Annotated in this window: 19 protein-coding genes; 1 reads left to right on the forward strand and 18 read right to left on the reverse strand. The window is 39.9% G+C overall.

Annotated features, from left to right (window positions below; all coding sequences use genetic code 11):
- Positions 1-17: 17 nt before the first annotated feature.
- The 9 genes from NYE32_RS07275 to dnaG form a co-directional block, all read right to left on the reverse strand.
- On the reverse strand, positions 18-1,223 hold the full coding sequence (locus NYE32_RS07275; RefSeq protein ID WP_070476746.1) for an ABC transporter ATP-binding protein: 1,206 nt from the start codon (positions 1,221-1,223) through the stop codon (positions 18-20).
- A complete protein-coding gene (locus NYE32_RS07280; RefSeq protein WP_037598308.1) occupies positions 1,223-2,032 on the reverse strand; it encodes an ABC transporter permease in 810 nt (269 codons plus the stop codon). The genes NYE32_RS07275 and NYE32_RS07280 overlap by 1 nt, the downstream gene beginning before the upstream one ends.
- Positions 2,016-2,972, reverse strand: a complete 957-nt coding sequence (locus NYE32_RS07285; RefSeq protein ID WP_014634841.1) for a glycosyltransferase family 2 protein — start codon at positions 2,970-2,972, stop codon at positions 2,016-2,018. The genes NYE32_RS07280 and NYE32_RS07285 overlap by 17 nt, the downstream gene beginning before the upstream one ends.
- A complete protein-coding gene (locus NYE32_RS07290) occupies positions 2,969-4,117 on the reverse strand; it encodes a glycosyltransferase family 1 protein (protein WP_339156962.1) in 1,149 nt (382 codons plus the stop codon). The genes NYE32_RS07285 and NYE32_RS07290 overlap by 4 nt, the downstream gene beginning before the upstream one ends.
- 102 nt (positions 4,118-4,219) lie before the next feature.
- Entirely contained in the window at positions 4,220-5,071 is an 852-nt protein-coding gene (gene rfbD / locus NYE32_RS07295) for a dTDP-4-dehydrorhamnose reductase (RefSeq protein WP_339156963.1), read from the reverse strand.
- A 119-nt stretch (positions 5,072-5,190) separates the two neighbouring features.
- A complete protein-coding gene (locus NYE32_RS07300; protein WP_064521024.1) occupies positions 5,191-6,117 on the reverse strand; it encodes a glycosyltransferase family 2 protein in 927 nt (308 codons plus the stop codon).
- Positions 6,118-6,127: 10 nt separating this feature from the next.
- A complete protein-coding gene (locus NYE32_RS07305) occupies positions 6,128-6,463 on the reverse strand; it encodes a metal-sulfur cluster assembly factor (protein ID WP_002891474.1) in 336 nt (111 codons plus the stop codon).
- Positions 6,464-6,516: 53 nt separating this feature from the next.
- Entirely contained in the window at positions 6,517-7,626 is a 1,110-nt protein-coding gene (gene rpoD / locus NYE32_RS07310; protein ID WP_002884252.1) for an RNA polymerase sigma factor RpoD, read from the reverse strand.
- Positions 7,627-7,629: 3 nt separating this feature from the next.
- Positions 7,630-9,441, reverse strand: a complete 1,812-nt coding sequence (dnaG, locus tag NYE32_RS07315; protein ID WP_339156964.1) for a DNA primase — start codon at positions 9,439-9,441, stop codon at positions 7,630-7,632.
- Positions 9,442-9,603: 162 nt separating this feature from the next.
- On the opposite strand from dnaG, the gene mscL reads away from it, so the two are divergent.
- Positions 9,604-9,984 (forward strand): large conductance mechanosensitive channel protein MscL, encoded by a 381-nt coding sequence (gene mscL, locus NYE32_RS07320; protein ID WP_002884705.1) that lies wholly within the window; start codon positions 9,604-9,606, stop codon positions 9,982-9,984.
- A gap of 158 nt (positions 9,985-10,142) precedes the next feature.
- Here mscL and rpsU read toward each other — a convergent pair whose 3' ends face one another.
- The 9 genes from rpsU to NYE32_RS07365 all read right to left on the reverse strand — a co-directional run bounded on the left by rpsU (position 10,143) and on the right by NYE32_RS07365 (position 18,678).
- Entirely contained in the window at positions 10,143-10,319 is a 177-nt protein-coding gene (rpsU, locus tag NYE32_RS07325; protein WP_002884573.1) for a 30S ribosomal protein S21, read from the reverse strand.
- A 194-nt stretch (positions 10,320-10,513) separates the two neighbouring features.
- Entirely contained in the window at positions 10,514-11,308 is a 795-nt protein-coding gene (locus tag NYE32_RS07330; protein ID WP_195187545.1) for an ABC transporter substrate-binding protein, read from the reverse strand.
- 61 nt (positions 11,309-11,369) lie between these two features.
- Positions 11,370-12,479, reverse strand: a complete 1,110-nt coding sequence (locus NYE32_RS07335; RefSeq protein ID WP_198463699.1) for an aminotransferase — start codon at positions 12,477-12,479, stop codon at positions 11,370-11,372.
- Between the two features lie 244 nt (positions 12,480-12,723).
- The gene (locus NYE32_RS07340; protein ID WP_201709154.1) at positions 12,724-13,521 is read right to left on the reverse strand and encodes a transporter substrate-binding domain-containing protein; all 798 of its coding nucleotides are present in this window, start codon (positions 13,519-13,521) and stop codon (positions 12,724-12,726) included.
- A gap of 11 nt (positions 13,522-13,532) precedes the next feature.
- Positions 13,533-14,345: a transporter substrate-binding domain-containing protein gene (locus tag NYE32_RS07345; protein ID WP_073685674.1), complete on the reverse strand. Its 813-nt coding sequence runs from the start codon at positions 14,343-14,345 to the stop codon at positions 13,533-13,535.
- 214 nt (positions 14,346-14,559) lie between these two features.
- Positions 14,560-15,024: an 8-oxo-dGTP diphosphatase gene (locus NYE32_RS07350; protein ID WP_002891484.1), complete on the reverse strand. Its 465-nt coding sequence runs from the start codon at positions 15,022-15,024 to the stop codon at positions 14,560-14,562.
- A 44-nt stretch (positions 15,025-15,068) separates the two neighbouring features.
- Positions 15,069-17,060: an excinuclease ABC subunit UvrB gene (gene uvrB, locus NYE32_RS07355; RefSeq protein WP_021143783.1), complete on the reverse strand. Its 1,992-nt coding sequence runs from the start codon at positions 17,058-17,060 to the stop codon at positions 15,069-15,071.
- On the reverse strand, positions 17,050-17,670 hold the full coding sequence (locus tag NYE32_RS07360; protein ID WP_339156965.1) for a hypothetical protein: 621 nt from the start codon (positions 17,668-17,670) through the stop codon (positions 17,050-17,052). The genes uvrB and NYE32_RS07360 overlap by 11 nt, the downstream gene beginning before the upstream one ends.
- A gap of 72 nt (positions 17,671-17,742) precedes the next feature.
- Complete coding sequence (locus NYE32_RS07365) at positions 17,743-18,678, reverse strand: type II CAAX endopeptidase family protein (protein ID WP_339156966.1); 936 nt, start codon at positions 18,676-18,678, stop codon at positions 17,743-17,745.
- Positions 18,679-18,718: the final 40 nt, after the last annotated feature.

Here is an 18,718-nt window from a genome sequence, read left to right on the forward strand (position 1 = left end):
AAACTTTCCTTTTTCTCTTAAGAAAAACTCCACTTCCCATTTCTTTGAATAATACCAGTTGCAGAATCTTTGGCTGACTCGTCATCTTCATCAATATCATCCCTATTTAGAACAATAACTGGAATCTCATCAGCCGGAAGAAAGGCTAGAACTTGGTTATTCGCATCCCTCACAGTAATTTCGAGTTTTAACTTAATATCATTTAGCCCTGCTAGTGAACACTGATAGTTTACTTTAACATCACCCTTGCCACTTGTTAAGTTGTCCATCGTATTATCATTATAAATCCAAATATTACGATCAATATCTGTAAATGAGATAGCAATATAAGTAGGCACATCTTCTAGCAAGGTATACGTCAAATCAAATGAAATTGCTTCATTGGGTGTAGCTCTTTTAGAAGACAATAGTGATAACTTCAAATTTTCAACAACTGAACCACTTCTTTCAATTCCCGGTTGATCTGAAGTGATTACTTGTTCTGTATTGTCAAAGCTATATTGATTGGCAACGTCTCTAGGCTCGCCTTTGGCTTTAATGTATCCATCCTCAATTAAAATAGCCTTGTTACAGTACTTCTTAACAGCCCCCATATCATGGGTTACAAGAATTGTTGTTTTCCCTGATTTCTTACGTTCCATAAAGTAGTCATTACACTTACGTTGGAAAGCCTCATCACCTACTGCAAGAACCTCATCAAGGATAAGAACATCCCCCTGTGCCTTGATAGCCACAGAGAAAGCCAAACGGACCTGCATACCAGACGAGTAGTTCTTGAGTTTTTGGTTCATGAAATCTTCAAGTTCTGCGAACTCAACAATCTCATCATACATGGCGTCCACTTCTTCTGTCGTAAAACCAAGCATGGCTCCGTTCATATAAACATTCTCACGTCCAGTCAATTCAGGATTAAATCCGACACCAAGTTCAATAAATGAAACCATTTTACCATTTACTGTAACCGTCCCTTGTTCAGGAACATAAATTTGAGAAATAATCTTCAATAATGTCGATTTTCCTGAACCATTTCGTCCCACGATCCCAAAGAAATCACCTTCCTCGACTTCGAAGTCAATATCCTTCAAAACATGTTGTTCTTTATAGCCTTTGATTCCTTTAAATCTATTTACTAAGGCAGTTCTAAGACTTTGAGTAGACTCAACCGGTAATTTGAAAAACTTACTTACATGGTCCACTTTAACTGCAATTTTCTTTTCTGTCATTAGAGAATCTCCGCGAATTTTTTAGCTTGATGATGGAAAATGTAGTAACCAATAGCAAAGATAACAAGTGGTAGGAAATATGGAATAATAGCAATAGCTTTATGACCAATTAAATCCCAACCACGTAAGCTACCCGAGAAGACAATAAAGTGTCGCAAGTCCTGAATAATTTGTGCTAAAGGGTTCAACATCATCAGTTTTGCAATCTTAACTTGTCCACGTTGCAAAATAAATGTCAACGAATAGATAATAGGTGTCGCATACATACCAGCTTGCATCACTACTTCCCAAATCGGACCGATATCACGGTACTTAACAAAGAGTGTTGCTAAGACAAAGGCTATACCAGCTGAAAAAAGGAAGAGTTCTAGGAACAATGGAATAACAGTTAGCCATCCTACTGAAAAATTAACACCATTTACCAAGGCAAAAACGAAGACAACCAAGAGGTTAATCACATAGTTAATTGAAGCTCCAACAACTGAAGAAATAACAATAATTTCTTTTGAAAAATTCAATTTTCGTAACAAGTCTCCCCTTGATACAATTGACATCATCCCCATACTTGTCGCTTCTGAAAAGAAACTCCATGTAACCATACCGATTAAGAGACCGATAGCATAATGCGGTGTCCCGTCATCAAAACGCAAGAAGCGAACAAACACTAGGTACATAATTGTAAAGAGCATAAGTGGTTTCAAAATAGACCACAAATGACCGATTAAACTACCTTGATAGCGCAATTTGAAATCGGTTTTAACCATTTCTCGTAACAAAATACGATTTTTCTGACTAAAAAAGTCTAACATCTTTCTCTCCTCTATATGCAAACTTTGTAAGAATCAATGTCGTAAACACAATTGTGTGAAATGCTCTATTTTTTCGATAACCGTATTTTCGAATACGTGCTAAACGTTCTCTAAATGGAGCATCCATAATTGTTACAAAGTTTTCAATGATTTCCTTATTCTGTGAACTTAACGGGAGTTCCAGCAAATTTCTAGCTTGATCTTGGCTAGCTTTGATAAGACTCCAATATTTGGCAAAAAGGATATGGGGTCTAACCCAATTTTTCATCCGCTTTCGCAAAGTTCGAGCTCCAAGGACATTACTACTATGTTGACGATAGAGCTCAGTTGGCTCATCAATATAGACTAAGTTACCAAAGGCAGAAGCTAGCAAACCTAGATACCAGTCATGCATCAGTAAATCATGCTTTTCCTCACCAGTCCATAGTTCCGCTAAAGCATGGTTAATCATAGCAACGCCACCAGTAACTGTATTTTCAGTCAACTCTTGAATCAGCTCAGTATTGGCATGGTCAGACTGAGTACGGATCATACTATCATGAAGGACAGATAGATTTTCATCCACTACCTTTAAATCAGTATAAATGAGTAGAGGTTTATCCTGAGAATACTTTTTGGCTTCTGCCACTTGAAGTGAGATTTTTTCAGGAAGCCAAAAATCATCCTGGTCACTGAAACAGTAAAGGTCTGCCTCCTCATGCTTAAGTAGGGCATGGAAACTTTTGATCACACCAACATTCTCGATATGATTCTCATTAATAAAGTGAATACGTGAATCTCGTGTAGCCAGTTGTTTAATAAGTTCGACTGTTCCATCAGATGAACCATCGTCACGTATGAGAAGTTCCCACTCCTGATAGGTTTGCTCTTGGATACTCTTAACTTGTTCCGCTAAATACTGCTCACCATTGTAGGTTGACAGTAAGATATTTACTTTCATGATAAAAATAGCTCCTCGTACTTACCTACAATTTTTTTCCAAGTAAAGTTCTGTTTCATGTTCTCCTTAGCTAACCTACCTAGTTCAGAGTAATCTAAAACGTCATCTACTTGATCAATCAAATGCGACAGATTGCCTTCATCTTTTTCCCAATAACGAGCTGTATCTTGAGCTACTGACCGGTTAAATGAGACACCTAATACTAAATTCAAATCAGTTTGTGCCATAGCTTCCAGTAAGCCAGGGTTGGTTCCTCCAACTTCGTGACCATGAATATAGGCAAAAGCTTCTTTGCGAATATATTTTAATAGGTCTTGATCATAAACTGTTCCAACAAACTTCACACGTGGATCCGTATCAAACTGTGTTTTGGAACGCAATTCCTCAAAATAAGCATTGCCCTCATAATTACAAATAATAATTAAATCACGTTTTGTTGAGGAACTCATAAACTCACGAATAGCCGTTTCATAATTATTTTCTGGAACAAAACGTCCAAGAATCAAATAATAGTTTTTCTCGTAAGTATTCCATGTCTTGTAAGTATCTCTAACTTTAGCATCCTGATCTGTTAGTGTTGTTGGTGATAAATCTGTTCCATAAGCAATATAAGTTGTCTTAGACCACGGATAGGCATCTTGAATATAAGTTTCAATTCCTGGATTATCCGAGATAACCAAGTCAGCATTTCTTGTCATTACTTTCTCAGAATACTTTAGATAAGCTTGTACTGGTTTGGGCCACTTAGCTCGCTTCCACTCCAAACCATCTGGATTAATGTAGAATTTACCACCAATTCTATGAATCTTACCAGCAAAGGGAGCCACAAAGGCACCTATAGTATTTCCCAAAACATAGAAAATTGGTTCTTTTATATTTTCCTCACGGATAATCTTCAAAGCGTAATTAATAGCCATCATATCATAGGCAATAACGCGAGCAGGTCCTAATTTAGGTGCCTTAATCGTGAAACAATCTACACCTTTATATTCGAAATGCTCATAGGCCTTTTTATCAGAAAGGCAGGCAACATGGTATTTAATTTGGGATGAAACTTGGTTGGAGACTAATTGATCTACAAATGTCTCAAAACCACCGTATTTTGCTGGAAGTCCGCGACTTCCGATAATGAATACGTGTTGCATAAATCCCCTTTCTAACAAGTCTATAATCTAGTCAATTATACCATTTTACAAGGCTTTTGCCTAATGCAAACAGAAAAGCAGCCACAGAGGACTGCTGTGTTTTTATTTCACTTCCTGTTTGTAAAACTCTCTCAAAGCATCTTGCCATGTTGGGATGACAAACCCTGTTGCCTTAGCCTTAGCCAAACTCATTGTTGAGTTAAGTGGGCGTTTAGCTTTAGCTGGGAATTGGCTTGAATCAACAGGTTTCACTTCAACATCAGTATCTTTAAGGATTTCAACCGCAAAGTCATACCAAGTTGTATCTTCTGCTGCATCATTTGACAAGTGATAGTAACCATATTCCTTACGGTTTTCAGCCAAATAAGTCATAAATTCTGCCAAAGTACGTGTCCAAGTTGGACGACCATGTTGGTCATTAACAACTGTGAGTGTCTTGTGAGTCTTAGCAAGGTTTTTCATAGTGAAAACAAAGTTCTTACCATAGTTACCGAATACCCACGCAGTACGGATAATATAGTAGTTTGACACATGTTTTTCGACTAGTTCTTCACCCATACGTTTTGTACGGCCGTACTCTGTCTGTGGGTCTGGTTTGTCATCAACTTCCCACTCTTGACCTACTGGTTTTTCACCATCAAAAACGTAGTCCGTTGAAATATAAACAAGCGTTGCACCATGTTTTTCCGCAGCCTTAGCGACATTTTCAGTACCTGTCACATTAATTGCATAGTCAAGCTCTTTGCCTTCATCTTCAGCAGCATCAACAGCTGTGTAGGCAGCACAGTGATAGACCAAGGTTGGTTTTACTTCCGCAAACACTTCATCTACTTTTTCAGCATCTGTGATGTCCATTTCTGCCACATCTACTGCTACATACTCTTCGTTACGCTCGTCAAGAAGGTGACGAAGCTCGGTTCCGAGTTGGCCATTTGCACCTGTTACTAGAATCATATTTTTCTCCTTGTAATTTTCATTAATAGCACTTTAATTTTATCAAAAAAAGCAGAAAAAATCTGCTTTCATTTATAATTCTATACAACAAATTTATTTGTATAAATAGCTGGTTATCTTCACCCTTTTTCTTTAACAATATAAACTGGTCGCTTCTTGGTTTCTAAAAAAATCTTGGAAATGTAGTGACCGATGATCCCCAAGGCTAAGAGTTGGATTCCTCCGATAAAGAGGATGATTGAGACAAGGCTTGCCCAGCCTGCAACACTCCCACCTATAGTTAGTTTTCGGATAACGACAAAGGCAATTCCAACCAGGGAAACTAAGAATGAGAAAGTTCCTGCCCATGTGGCAAGCTTCAACGGTACTTCGGAGAAGTTGATAAAGCCATCAAGTGAATAGTTCAATAGGCTCCAGAAAGACCATGAGGTTTCTCCTGCCACACGTTCACGATTTTCATAAGAGACGTAGGCCACATCAAAGCCGACCCAAGAAAAGAGCCCTTTTGAAAAGCGATTAACTTCCTTGAGCTCAAGGATAGCGTCAACAACCTGACGCGTCATCAAACGGAAATCACGCGCCCCGTCTACCATTTCTGTGTCAGAAACTTTATTAATCAACCAATAAAAGGCCCTAGCAAAGAGTGAACGAATAGGTGGCTCACCCTTGCGGTCAGCACGTCGTGTCCCGACAACGTCGTAACCTTCTTGGATTTTGGCATACATCTCGATAAGAAGTTCAGGTGGATCCTGAAGATCGGCGTCCATCACTGTGACGTAGTCACCTTCAGCTGCTTCAAGGCCTGCAAGTAAACCTGCTTCCTTCCCGAAATTACGAGAGAAAGAGAGATAGTGAACATTTTCAAATTGTTTTGAAACCTGTCTCAAAACCTCTAAGGTGCGATCTTTTGAACCGTCATTGACAAAATAATAGTTGAAAGTCAACTGATTGGTCATTTGTCGTTCAACTGCCTGACAAGCCTCTAAAAAAGGATGGATGGTCTCTTCCTCGTTATAACAAGGAACAACGATAGCCAGTGTTTTCATAAGCCTTCTCCTAACGAATACCTAGGGCGATACGGGCATAACGGCTCATTTTTTCGATAGTCCATGCTGGTGTCCAGACCAACTTGACCTCAGTCTTAGTGACCTCAGGCACTTCTTTCATAGCGTCATAAATTTGGTCTGTCAAAAGATCTGCCAAAGGACAGCCCATAGTCGTCAAGGTCATGTCGATTTCAGTATAGCCGTCTTGTTGGAAACGGATATCGTAAATAAGGCCTAGGTTGACAATATCAATCCCCAACTCTGGGTCAATGACCATTTCTAAGGCTTCCAAGATACGGTCTTTGATTTTTTCAATTTCTTCTTCAGTGTATTTCACTTCAGACATAGCTTTTCCTCCAAAATCAGGGCCTAATAATCAGGCCCCTTCCATTTACTATCTTAGTCTTCAATAAAGTCTTTAAGTTGTTTACTACGACTTGGGTGGCGCAATTTACGAAGGGCTTTAGCTTCAATCTGACGAATACGTTCACGCGTAACGTTGAAGACTTTACCAACATCTTCCAAAGTACGCATCTTCCCATCGTCAAGACCAAAACGGAGACGAAGAACATTCTCTTCACGGTCTGTAAGGGTATCAAGCACTTCATCCAATTGTTCACGAAGAACCACACGAGTTGTGTAATCTACTGGATTTTCGATAACTTCATCTTCAATAAAGTCACCCAAATGGCTGTCATCCTCTTCACCGATAGGTGTTTCAAGAGAAACTGGCTCTTGAGCAATCTTAAGGATTTCACGAACCTTATCTGGAGTCATATCCATACGTTCTGCAATTTGTTCAGGCGTTGGGTCTTGTCCCAACTCTTGCAAGAGGTTACGTTGTTCACGGACCAATTTATTGATAGTTTCAACCATGTGAACTGGGATACGGATGGTACGTGCTTGGTCTGCGATGGCACGTGTGATTGCTTGACGAATCCACCATGTCGCATAAGTTGAGAATTTGAAACCTTTAGAGTAGTCAAATTTATCAACGGCTTTCATAAGCCCCATGTTACCTTCTTGAATCAAGTCCAAGAACTGCATGCCACGTCCCACATAACGTTTAGCGATTGAGACTACCAAACGAAGGTTGGCTTCTGCCAAACGTTGTTTCGCTTCCAAGTCACCATTTTCAACAGCGATAGCCAATTCTTTTTCCTCTTCGTTACTCAAGAGAGGGACTACCCCAATCTCTTTGAGGTACATACGAACAGGGTCATTGACCTTAGCTGAGTTTGAACCAAGAAGCTCCTCATCTGTCAATTCTTCTGGTTTTGGGGCTTCAACAACATATTTAGATGAAGGATTTCCGTCCTTATCTGTGATAGAGATACCACCGTCTGTCAAACGTTCCAAAAGGTCATCAATCCCATCAGCATCAAGAACAAATGGGATAACTAGTTTCTCTGTGACTTCATCATCAATTGCTGTACCAGCCTTTTTGTGGTTACGGATGAAATCAGCGACTTGAACGTTAAATGCTGTATTTTGTTTTTTCTTTGCCATGTGTTACTCCATATCTCGTTTTTGGGCGATGAGCATTTGTAGCGCTTCTACCGCTGCATCCACATCACCGTGGTTACTTGATTCTCTTATTTGTTTACTTTGCCTACGGAAGTCCTGTTCCCTCAGAAAATGATTTCTACGCTCTTCAATAGCCTGGACTTCCTCTAAACTGGTTTCAGGTGGCAAAATCTCCTCTAAAACCTGATAATAGGCTGTTTGCACCTCTTGAGAAAGTACAGACAAGGCCACCGTATCGATTTGACCATCTTGCTTCAGAATATGATAGAGCTCCTCTAACTCAGGTGTTTGGAAGAAAAACTCCTCTCTCATGCGATAGTCATTCAAAATCATCGGATGATTTAACATGCGATGGAAGAGTTGGTTTTCCGCTCGACGAAGGCCTGTAATCTTAGGTGTAGAAGGTAGTTTGACCGTCCCTCTGAATCCTGACACTGAAGACTCATAAGCACTATTACTAGCAGTCGATAATTGAGCCGTCTGCTGGTTCCTCATAGTCAATCGTTCGTTATTGACCGCTTGCTCGACTTGGAAAAAATCAAAATCTGGCAAAAGGTCAGCCACCTTGGAAATGTAGGAATTTTGTGCCGTCACAGAAGGGGACTTGGCAATAATCTTAGCAATCTGCTCGACATAGGCAATCTCTGCTTGAAGATTGTCTACATTGGCAGGCTTAAGCTGTCCTATCCAAAATTCCACATCTGAAATGCGGGATTCGACCAAGAGTTTACCCAAAGCCTCTTCAGATGTTTTCTGGAGATATTCATCAGGGTCCATATTATCTGGAATTTTAACAATATCGACTTGAAAATCCGATAAAAGCTCAAGAGACTTGGCAATAGCATTTTGCCCAGCCTTATCACCATCATAGGTAAGAACAATTTTCTTGGTTAACTTACGAAGACGATTGACATGCTCAGGAGTCAAAGCCGTTCCCATAGAAGCCACTGCATTAACATGCCCAGCTCTATAGGCCGCAATAACATCCATGAACCCTTCCATCAGATAGACCTCATGGGTTTTCTGTATCACTGGCTTAGCCTGATTGAGGTGGTAGAGTTCATAGGACTTATTGAAAATACGAGTAGCCCTTGTATTTTTGTACTTGGCTTGTCCTTTTTCAATATCTTCCTTAGTCCAAACACGCCCTGAAAAACCGATGGTCTTTCCAAACTCATTTTTAAGCGGGAACATGATTCGATTTTTAAAGGTATCGAAAAGACGATTACTTTCAGAAAGATTAAAAAGACCTGATTCTGTCAGTACCTCTTCGTCATATTTTTTTGATACAGACTGATAGAGGTAATCTGGTTCGTCAGGGGCTAGACCAATCTGGAAGGTCTTAAGTAAATCGTCAGTCATGCCACGTTCATAGAGGTAGGCACGCGCTGCTTCTCCTATCTTAGTCGTCATCAAGACTGCGTGATAAAACTTCAGCGCATCCTCATGAAGATCATAGAAAGCTTGATTAGGAGAATTCTGCTGCTGAGCCTGTCTTGGTGCATCTATCGTAACTGCAATACCTAAGCGGTCTGCCAGAACCTTGACACTTTCTTGGAAAGAAATCTGACGGTATTCCTCTAAAAATTTAAAGACATCGCCAGACTTGCCACAACCAAAGCAATGGTAAAACTGCCTATCCTCAATAACATTAAATGAGGGGGTTTTCTCCTTATGGAAGGGGCAGAGACCCAGGTAATTGCGGCCAGCACGATTAAGACTGACAACTTCACCAATCACGTCGACGATATTGGTACTACTCTTAATATCTTCTATTAAAGCTTTATCAATTACCATCTAATCGCCCCCTATCTTACCATAATTGCATTACCCCTAATTATAACATGATGAAAAATGAAAGTAAAATAAAATTGATTTTTCATGAGCAAATCTCTTGTTAAAATTTACGAAATCAGATAAACTATTAGAAGTAAATAAAAGAAAGGATTCATTGTCAAAATGATTAAAGAACTTAAAGACTTTTTGTTCAAGGGTAACGTCCTTGACCTCGCTGTAGCCGTTGTTATGGGGGCTGCTTTCAACGCTATTATCACTTCACTTGTTGGTGATATCATCACACCACTTATCCTTAACCCAGTTGTTAAGGCCGCTAACGTTGAGAACCTTTCTAAATTGTCATGGAACGGTATCGCATACGGTAGCTTCTTGAGCGCAGTTATCAACTTCATCATCGTTGGTACTACTCTCTTCTTCGTTGTTAAAGCTGCTAGCAAAGCAACAGCTCTTAGCAAAAAAGAAGCTGAGGATGCTGCTGAAGCAGCAGGTCCATCACAAGAAGAATTGCTCGCTGAAATCCGTGATCTTCTTGCAAACAAATAATCTTTATTTGTTCAACTAAAAACATATAAAACTTAAGACGTCTGAAATCTCAGATGTCTTATTTTTTTGTATCTCAGGACTACTAACTGACTTATTTATTCGATAAAAAGAAAAAAACTTGAGAAGACTCAAGATTTTTCTGTTAATTTCATTCTTAATTAGAATTTTTTACGTTTGCGAGCTGCCTCTGATTTACGTTTACGTTTTACAGAAGGTTTTTCGTAATGTTCACGTTTACGAGCCTCTTGAAGAGTACCAGCTTTAGTCACAGAACGTTTGAAACGACGAAGAGCGTCGTCAAGTGATTCGTTTTTACGTACTACTGTTTTTGACATTGAATTCACCTCCTCAAGATAATGTAACATTTTACACGTTCTATTCAAGTATACAAGACTCGTCTTTTTCTGTCAAGAAATATATTTTAAGTTTGGGAATTTTTGATATCAAGGCTATTTTCTAAATCTTATTGGAGACTATCTGAGGCTTTGCCATACAAAAAAACTAGAGGAATCATCCTCTAGCTTATCTTTTACTCAACTGCTGTGTATTTAGAAGCATCCTTGATGTACTCGTCGTAAGTACCGTTAGCTTTCATTTTCTTGATAACCTTGTTTACTGCTTCTTTCAATTTGTCATTGCCTTTAGCCATTGCAACTGCTTTAGCATCACCATCATCAACTTTGAGGGCAACACTTGCCAAAGCCAAATCTGGATTTTGTGCCACGTAACCTTCTGCTACTGGTTTTTCAAGGTCAACAGCATCAACTTGACCAGATTTCACCTCGTTAATGGCTTCACCCATTGCTGTAAGTGATACGACTGTTGAATCTTTCAATTGTTTCTTAGCAAGGCCTTCTTCGATGGTACCTTTTTGAACTGCTACTTTCTTACCTTTGAAATCATCTAGGCTTGAGTAAGTAGACTCTTGATCTTTACGAACGATGATAGCATTTTGTGTTTCGTAGTAAGGATCTGAGAAATCAAAGGTTTTCTTACGTTCGGCTGTTACTGAGATACCTGAGATAGCAAGGTCAGCCTTACCTGATTGAAGGCTAGAAAGGACATTGTCAAAGCTCATTGTTGTCACTTCGAGTTTAACTCCAAGTTCATCAGCAATAGCTTGTGCCAACTTGATGTCTGACCCGACAACTTGGTCTTTACCGTCTACCAATGTTTTGAACTCAAATGGTGCATAGTCAGGGCTAACAGCTACGACAAGTTTTTTATTTTCTTTAATAGATTCGTAAGCGTCTTTTTTTGACCCACATGCTACCAAAGTTACAGCAGCAAGGAGAGCCATAGCTCCGAGGAATAGTTTTTTCATAAGAAACTCCTGTATAAATATAATTTTTGCTCGTTTATTTTACTTAAAATTAGTGGTATTGTCAACATTTATTAAGAAATAGCGACAGTTTTTCTAAGCCCATTTGAAGGACTTCCTTATCACAACAATAACCGATGCGGACATGGGAATCCTTGTCAAAACGGTTACCCGGAACCACAAGAACACCATAGTTCTGAAGAAGCTCTAAGGCAAAATCTTCGATAGGACGATTTACATCTAATTTGACGAAAGAGGTGGAAACACTAGCAGGCCTAACCCAAGACGCCTTAGGTTCTTTAGCAATCCAGGCATCCATAAGGGCGAGATTTTCCTCTACAATCTGACGGTTGCGTTTCAAGATGGCCTCTTTATTTTCCAAGACAAGGGTAGCCACCATATCATCAAAGACTCCAGCACAAATCATCGTGTAGTCGCGGTAGTCACGTAGAATGTCCGCCACCTCAGTGTTAGAAGCTACCCAACCCACACGAATACCGGGAATGGAATAGGTCTTTGAAAGACTGTTGACGGCAATGCCCTTTTCATACAAATCCACAATAGAAGGTGCAGGTTGGTCAAAACTGCGATAGACCTCATCTGAGAAGATATAGGCGTCTACTTCTTTAGCGATAGTCACAAGCTCCTCAAGGTACGCAGTATTCATAAGGGCACCAGTAGGATTGTTGGCATTGTTAATGCAGATTATCTTGGTATTTGGGCGAATCAGACGGCGAAGTTGGTCCAAATCAGGCAACCAGTTATTGTCCTCCTCAATCTCCCAGAGGTCCACATCTGCTCCTAGTGACTTAGGAATGTCATAGAGCTGCTGATAGGTCGGGTACATGGAGACGACATGGTCCTCAGGCTCAATAAGCGCATAAAGGGCTAGCATAGTCGCTCCTGTAGCCCCATTAGTTTGGAGGATATTATCAACCGGCATGTCCTTGTATAAGCTAGCCACTTGAGTTTTAAACTCTGGTGACCCTTCAATCCAGCCGTAATCCATCTTTTTCTTTAGTAGTTGAGCAAAAAAGGCTTCCTTATCAAGGCCTGATAAGTCAAATAATTCTTCCATTGTGAGGGCCTTAATTGAAACTCCTGCGATATCATATATGGCAGACTTTTCATGGACATTCAGCCATTCTTCAACACCAAAACGTGGTAGCTTCATAGTTTCTCCTTGCTTTTCTTAAGCACTCTATACGATGTCATTTGTCTATTTTGACAGACTTACCTACTTTGATAATAACTGTTTTTAGCAGAGAATTCAATAAAAAATGGGGTATTCCCCCATTTAGATTTAAGAATTTTTGGCGACTCCCCTTGAGTGAGCAAAGCCAACACCAAACGAGACTTTCCGTAGTTGATGAAAGCACCTGAAATTGACTCGTTTCAGGTGCTCAGAAGTTTTAAATTTACTTACTTTGTTTGTAGGTTGATGCTTCTTTTAACCATTTGTCAAATTTTCCAGAGTCTTTAGTCTCTTTGATGACAGCATTGATTTCTTTAAGCAAGTCATCTGACCCCTTACGTGTTGCGACTGCATAAGCATCTGAACCGTCTGACTTGAGGTTAAAGTTGGCAAGGGTTAAATCATCATTTTGAGCGATATAACCTTCTGCAATGGCCTTCTCAAGTACAACTGCTTGAAGCTGTCCTGACTTGAGTTCATTAATCATTTCGCCATTTGAAGCCAGTGATACTACGCTTGCCTTAGAAATTTGTTTCTTAGCAACGGTTTCTTGAACAGAGCCTTTTTGCGTACCGACAGTTTGTTTTGCGAGACTATCAGTGCTTGTATAGTCATTTACCTTGTTTTTTTTGACAATCACTACATTTTCTGACGTATAGTAGCTGTCTGAAAAATCATAAACCTTCTTACGTTCATCTGTCACCGAAATCCCTGCAATGGCGATATCCGCTTTACCACTTTGCACGTTGGCAAGAACATTATCAAAAGACATCACGGAAAATTCAACCTTTACGCCGAGTTTTTCACCGATAGCTTTAGCCAACTCGATGTCTGCTCCAACTAGCGTATCTTTGCCGTTAACCAATGATTTGAACTCAAATGGTGCAAATTCTGATTCTGTTGCCACGACAATTTTCTTCTTTTCCTTAATCGTTTTAGGACTTACTCCCTGACTTCCGCTACAAGCAACTAGAAAGCAGGTAGCGACTAAAGCTGTAAGGATAAACCAAAATTTCTTCATATGATAACTCCTTATTTGCTAGAACTCTTAAGTGAAAGAGTGTAGGCATCTTGAACATAGCTGTCAATCTTACCTTCTTTTTTGAGTTTAGCGATAACCTTATTAACCTTTTCTTTTAGCTTATCGCTTCCTTTAGGCATTGCTACGGCATAGGCATCTTTTGAATCAGACTTGAGCGTGATGTCTGACACAGCTAGGTCGCTGTTTTGGTCTACATAACCTTTTGCAATGGCCTTTTCAAGAACTACTCCTTCAACTTGACCAGACTTCAATTCATTGATGGCTTCGCCAGGTTGCGCCAAGGATACCACATTAGCATCTGACAAGTTGGCTTTGGCGATATTTTCTTGAATAGAACCTTTTTGAACAGCTACAGATTTTTTAGCAAAATCACCTGTTTGTTTGTAAGTTCCTGTCGCATCTTTTTTGACAACAAGAACCGTTTCAGACTCATAGTAGGTATCTGAGAAATCAAAGATTTTTTGACGTTCTTCAGTAGCTGAGATTCCGGAAATGGCGATGTCTGCCTTACCAGATTGAACATTGGCCAAGACATTATCAAAAGACATTTCAGAGAATTTGACTTTTACGCCAAGCTCATCTGCAATTGCCTTAGCAATTTCGACATCTGCCCCAACAATCGTATCCTTACCATTTTGAATTGTCTTAAATTCAAAAGGAGCAAAGTGAGGATTAAGAGCAACTGTCAATGTCCCTTTATCTTGTACCTTTTCCAAAGTGTCCTTCGACGAAGAACAAGCTGCTAAAGCTGTCAAAGCGAAAATCCCTGCAAATCCCAACAAAAGTTTTTTCCATGTTTTCATAATCAATCTCTTTTCTATATTTATTAACTTATGTAAGTATAATAATGTATTATTATGCATTTGTCAACGAAAAAATGGACTTTTATTGATTATAATTTTTATTTTTATTAATATTGGCATTGCTATAAATCTTGTAATTCGTTTATTTTAAAGCCTTCTATCTGATTTTAAGACAAAAAAACTATTCATTCATTTGAATAAATAGTTCATTTTATTACCAAAATTCTCGGACGAAGTCATCTTCAAGGCGCTCCCGATAGAAAAGTTCTGAGAGATTGTCTTCTTCAAAGACACGTAGCAGATTGAGCATGTCATAAGCCAAGTCCATCTTAGGCACATCCTCCCTGGCAACCCAGCGAACTTCGCCCTCCTCTGTTGAATGGATTTCTCCTTCAAAATCTGAGGTCCTATAGAGGAAAACCAAGTACCGTTCGTTATCTGTCGTGTAAAAATGCTTCATACCAACTAATTTAGGGTTTTTGATGGTCAAGCCAGTTTCTTCTTTAACCTCACGGATAACTGATTCTACCAGACCTTCATGTGCTTCGATATGGCCACCGGGTAGGGCTGCTCCCGACCAGTAATAACGCTTTGGATCGCGGATTTGCATGACAATATTTCCACGGCCATCTTCGATGAGACACATATTAGTTAAAATAGTTGCTTGTGAACGTGACATATATTTCCTTTCTTACTTATATTGCCTAAGTGATGTAACTAGCCTTAATCCATACTCTTCAGCTCAAGAACCATATCACGGATTTGAGCCGCCAACTCGAAGTCAAGCAGTTCTGCCGCTTCGTGCATTTGCTTTTGAAGTTTCTTGATGGCTTCTTGGCGTTCTTTCTTGTTCATGGCACTATAGTCCACAGTATCCTCTGCCACTTCTGCTTCATTAGCCTTGGTAATAGAAATAAGGTCACGAATTTCTTTCTTAATCGTTTGTGGAACAATGCCATGCTCCTTATTATAGGCCATCTGGATTTCACGACGACGAGCTGTTTCATCCATGGCTTTTTGCATAGACTCTGTAATCTTATCCGCATACATGATAACGTGCCCTTCGCTATTTCGGGCAGCACGTCCAATCGTTTGGATAAGCCCACGTTCATTACGAAGGAAGCCTTCCTTATCAGCATCCAAAATAGCAACCAGACTAACTTCAGGAACGTCAATTCCCTCACGAAGAAGGTTAATACCGATAAGAACATCAAAGACACCCAAACGTAGGTCACGGATAATCTCAGTACGCTCTAGAGTCTTAATGTCAGAGTGCATGTATTTGACCTTGACACCCATTTCCTTGAGATAGTCAGTCAAGTCTTCAGCCATCTTCTTAGTCAAAGTTGTTACAAAGACACGCTCGCCTTTTTCAGTACGGGCATTAATTTCACCAAGGAGGTCATCCATTTGACCCATAGTTGGACGAACTTCGACTTCTGGATCAAGAAGTCCTGTCGGACGAATGATTTGCTCAACCACAGTCTCAGTTTGCTCCATCTCATAGTCACCTGGAGTAGCAGACACATAGACAATCTGATGAACATGACTCTCAAATTCTTCACGTCGAAGTGGACGGTTATCAAGTGCCGATGGCAAACGGAAACCGTAATCAACCAACATCTTCTTACGGGCCTGGTCCCCGTTATACATTCCCTTAATCTGCCCCATTGTCATGTGACTTTCGTCAATCATGATGAGGAAGTCTTCCGGGAAGAAATCAAGCAAGGTGAACGGTGGCTCGCCCTCTTTACGACCATCCATGTGTCGTGAGTAGTTTTCGACACCATTGGTGTAGCCCATCTCACGAAGCATTTCAACATCGTATTCTGTCCTTTGGCGGATACGTTGAGCCTCGATGAGCTTACCCTCAGCTTCAAATTGTTTAACTTGAGCTTCCATCTCTTCCATAATATTCTTGATGGCCTCTTCCATATGCTCTTCATTAGTCATAAAGTGAGTCGCCGGGAAAAGAACAAGGTGCTCGACTTCACCGAGATTGCGTCCTGTCAAACTCTCAATCTCACAGATGCGGTCAATCTCATCACCGAAAAATTCGACACGGAAGGCGTGCTCATCACGGCTGGCAGGAAAAATTTCGACCACATCGCCACGCACACGGAATTTCCCACGTTGGAAATCAATATCGTTTCGCTCAAACTGGATATCAACGAGATCATTTAGCAGCTTGTCTCGAGAAATCTCTTGGCCTGGTCGAAGGCTGACTGCTGAATCAGCATATTCTTTGGGTGAACCCAAACCGTAAATACAAGAAACAGAAGCCACAACGATAACATCATTACGCTCAAGGAGAGCCGACGTTGCTGAGTGTCGTAGCTTATCAATTTCATCGTTTACAGAGCTATCTTTTTCGATATAGGTATCTGATGATGGTACATAGGCCTCTGGCTGATAGAAATCATAGTAGGAAACGAAGTATTCTACAGCATTGTCTGGGAAAAACTCCTTGAATTCTCCGTAAAGCTGACCTGCTAAGGTTTTATTGTGGGCGATAACCAAGGTTGGTTTATTCACGCGCTGGATGACCTGACTCATGGTATAGGTCTTACCTGTCCCTGTCGCTCCCTTTAGGATTTGAGCCTTCTCCCCACCTTCGATATTGTCAACCAAGGCTTCAATGGCCTGAGGTTGGTCCCCAGAAGGTTCATATTTAGAAACCAAATGAAATTGGTTGTCTTCTTTTCTATCTATCATTGTTTTTCCTTTCATTTATGTAATCATTCATCTCTTGGTCGGAGAAAATTTCTCCACTACTGATGGGAATATGTATCATTCGTGTCTCAGCAACGTATTTGCGCTTTCTTCGTGTCTGATAACCGAGTTTTTTATCATATTTCAAGGCCGTTTTACTATCTTTGAAAAAAATGTATAAAACACTATACCTCTTCCTTTCCCAAGACCTTATATTCCCGAAATCATCGATACGTTTTAGAATATAGTATATAGTCGACGAGTGTTTGGCATCATCCATTGGCGTTGACCAATCCTTCATAACCAAGTCAATCTCAGACAGCGGAATCTCAAAGGTGACCCGTCCACATAATCTTCCATAATAAATAAAGGTATCATTGTTAATTTCCAAAATTTTTTTATGAGCTTTAAGTCTCACAATACCATCAACTAAGTTAGTCAGAGCATGAAGAAATATTAGTAAAACGAGGAAGGCAACACAGTTATCCACAAAATTCCCAAAACGATAATCATCTATAAGAAACCAGCAGAATAAACCAGTGTAAGCGATAAGAAGTATAAGTCCATAGACAACCTGTACCCAAATCATACCTCGCTCAATCTTAACTATCATCTCTTCCTCTTTTACAAACTTTTCTTCTATTTTAACATAGAAGTAAAAAGACCGAGTCTTTAGAACTCAGCCTTAAAAGTTTTCTTTCTTTAATTGTAATCGAAGGATGATGATACCTACCAACAGAACCACACAGGTAACGATATTCCCTTCTAGGCCAAAGGCACCACCTGACAACCAATCAGGTACACCTGACCTGGCCTGAAAGTGCAATAAGCTGCCACCTGCATTCTGTCCACTAACTGACACGCCAACTAGATTTCCTTGCGCAAAGTTCCAAGCACCGTGAAGGGCAGCGACCCCCCAGATATTATCTGTCTTGAGCATGTAAAGGGCCATGAGAACCCCTACTAGAACAATACTGATAAGAGACAAGGCGGTAACACCTTGATTTCCTAGGTGTAATATTGAAAAGAGAGAACTTGAAATAGCAATTCCCCAAGAAAGGTTTAATCTATTAGTCACCGTCTGAAGCAACCAACCACGTGTCACCAGTTCCTCGGTTCCACCTTGGATAAACCAGAAAGGTATTAGGGAAAGTATGTATAAGAGGGTTTTCTGCGAAAAGTCTACCTTCACAAATTCTAAACCGCCTAGTAAATAAGTCCCAAGGAAACTAACTAACAAGAGCAAAGTTCCAAGTCCCCAACCCTTAAGCAAGTTCAACCAAATATGACCCTTGAAAAATCCAAGTGTACGAATGGGACGTTTTTCAACAACTTTAACCCAGAAAAAGATAGCTAAGGCAGTAAAGGCAAAGGCTCCCAACTGAAAATACAAAGTTGAAAATATTTTATAGGAAATCGAATGTATATCCTGGAACTGAATGTTGCCATTTAATACTAAGAACGAAAGAACAATAGCCATTGGAATTCCCACAACAATCCCTGATAGAAATCCACTTATAAGGAAATAACCAAAGGCAATAAAACAGGACAGCATAATCATCAGCCAGCTTGGGACTTTATCATATAGGCTGGTATATTTCTCAAGCATACGTTTCTTCATTTTTTTAGCTCCTGTAACAAATCTTACATGTATTCGATTA

Origin of the sequence: Streptococcus sp. FSL R7-0248, from assembly GCF_037967965.1 — a bacterium.
In the GTDB taxonomy this organism is placed as follows: domain Bacteria; phylum Bacillota; class Bacilli; order Lactobacillales; family Streptococcaceae; genus Streptococcus.